Annotated in this window: 3 protein-coding genes; all 3 read right to left on the reverse strand. The window is 45.7% G+C overall.

Annotated elements, in window-relative coordinates:
- On the reverse strand, positions 1–512 hold a 512-nt coding region (locus B3182_RS01535), incomplete at its 3' end, for a purine-cytosine permease family protein (RefSeq protein ID WP_414683333.1).
- Positions 513–748: 236 nt separating this feature from the next.
- Positions 749–1,318 carry a HupE/UreJ family protein gene (locus B3182_RS01540; RefSeq protein WP_292354408.1) on the reverse strand — a complete coding sequence of 190 codons (570 nt, stop codon included), beginning with the start codon at positions 1,316–1,318 and terminating at the stop codon, positions 749–751.
- A 24-nt stretch (positions 1,319–1,342) separates the two neighbouring features.
- On the reverse strand, positions 1,343–1,951 hold the full coding sequence (ureG, locus tag B3182_RS01545; protein WP_292354407.1) for an urease accessory protein UreG: 609 nt from the start codon (positions 1,949–1,951) through the stop codon (positions 1,343–1,345).
- Positions 1,952–2,085 lie beyond the last annotated feature (134 nt).

Here is a 2,085-nt window from a genome sequence, read left to right on the forward strand (position 1 = left end):
CGGTTGACTAAAGGAATTACGATCACTGCTGAAATCAAATACCAGACATAAATCGGCCATCCAAAGTACATATTTAAGGCGTAGGCCATGATCACGGCTTCAAGCGCAAAAAGAATAAAGGTGAAGGTCGCGTAGACAAATGAAGAGATAGTAGAACCGATGTAGCCAAATCCCGCACCGCGGGTCAGCAAATCCATATCCAGGCCGTATTTGGCGGCATAATAACTGATGGGCAAACTGGTCATAAAGATAATCAGACTAATGGTCAGAATGGCCCAAAAGGCATTCACAAAACCAAAATTGACAGCTAATGCACCGCCGATAACCTCCAGAACCAGAAAGGAAATAGCACCCAGTGCCGTATTGGAGACACGAAAAATTGACCACTTCCTGAAAGAGTGGGGTGTGAAACGCAGCGCATAGTCTTCCAGCGTTTCATTAGCGACCCAGGTATTGTAATCACGACGAATTTTGACAATACGCTGTGGTGCATTATGTTCTGATGAATCCATCAAAGCTTCACTTCCTGATACATTTAGCCCAACCGATTGATGGATATCCATGCTCCAGATTAAATGCGCTGGGTGTAACTTACCCAATAACATCATAATGTACGAGCAGCGGTTTTTTATCTACGTAGTATTACGTATTGTTTTTTTCAACGCTAATAAAGCTGGGACCGATCTATCCTTTCAGTCACTTACCTGAAAGACAGACCGGTCCACTTGTCCCTGCTGTTCGTGACTGTTTACATTATTAACAAATATGCTCCGCTCAACGTTAACACTGTCGCAAAGGCACGTTGTACGAACAGCCCCAGTTGATCTTTAAAACTGGCAAGGTAAACACCCGTGGCGAGCAGAATCATGGTCGCCATCACCATACCCGCTACAGCTGCCAGGCCATTGCCTGCAGCAACCAATTCCTGACCATGAACAAAGCCATGCAATAACGCAAAGACCGTGGTTAATGTCAGTTGCCAGAATCGATTAATTGAAGTGTTGAGTAAAATCACCAAGCCCATTGCCAACACACTGACTGCAATCGCTACTTCAACAACTGCCAGCCCGGATATCACTGCACCCAGTACCACACCACACAGCATAAACATGACAAACTGCATCGGCACCTGCCATCGTGCAGAAGACTGAGACTTTCCGGCCCAATAACCTACCGCCAGCATCACCAGCAAATGATCAATACCCGTAAACGGATGGCTGAATCCACTGGCAAAGTTAGCCATATCATGTCCGGGATGAGCAAAAGCAATGGCTGGAAAAGCGACTATACCCAGTATCGTTAAAAGCATTTTTTTCATTTCTTTTCCCTCTTGGTTAAACGGTTAATTCAACATCAGTCCCTGTTTTTCAATAAACGCCACAATCTGATCCAGACCGTCTTCCTGCTTAAGGTTACTGAATACAAAAGGCCGTTCACCACGCATACGTTTGGAATCACGATCCATTACTTCCAAAGAAGCCCCGACCAATGAGGCCAGATCGGTTTTATTGATCACCAGCAAATCTGATTTGGTAATGCCCGGACCACCTTTACGCGGGATCTTTTCACCAGCGGACACATCAATCACATAAATAGTCAGATCCGACAGTTCCGGACTGAACGTCGCAGCCAGATTATCGCCACCACTTTCAACAAACACGATGTCCAACGGATCGAAACGTTTACTGAGTTGAGCCACGGCTTCCAGATTCATCGAAGCATCTTCGCGGATGGCGGTATGCGGACATCCACCCGTTTCGACCCCAATAATCCGATCAGCTGACAACGCTTCATTACGGGTTAAAAACTCGGCATCTTCCTTGGTATAAATATCATTGGTCACCACGGCAATATTGTATTTGTCGCGTAGTCGCTTGCATAAGGCCAACGTTAAGGCTGTTTTACCGGAACCAACCGGACCACCGATGCCAACTCGTAAAGGTTCTTTCATTTTGTTTTTCTCTTATTCATGAACGAAATAAACGGGAATACTGGGTTTCATGTCGACAGCCAGCAATGCTCAGTGCTGGGCAGAAATTCTGTATATCGTCATCGGGTAATTGCATGGCTTGATCGACTAAAGCA

Origin of the sequence: Methylophaga sp. UBA4204 (assembly GCF_002379485.1) — a bacterium.
GTDB lineage: Bacteria > Pseudomonadota > Gammaproteobacteria > Nitrosococcales > Methylophagaceae > Methylophaga.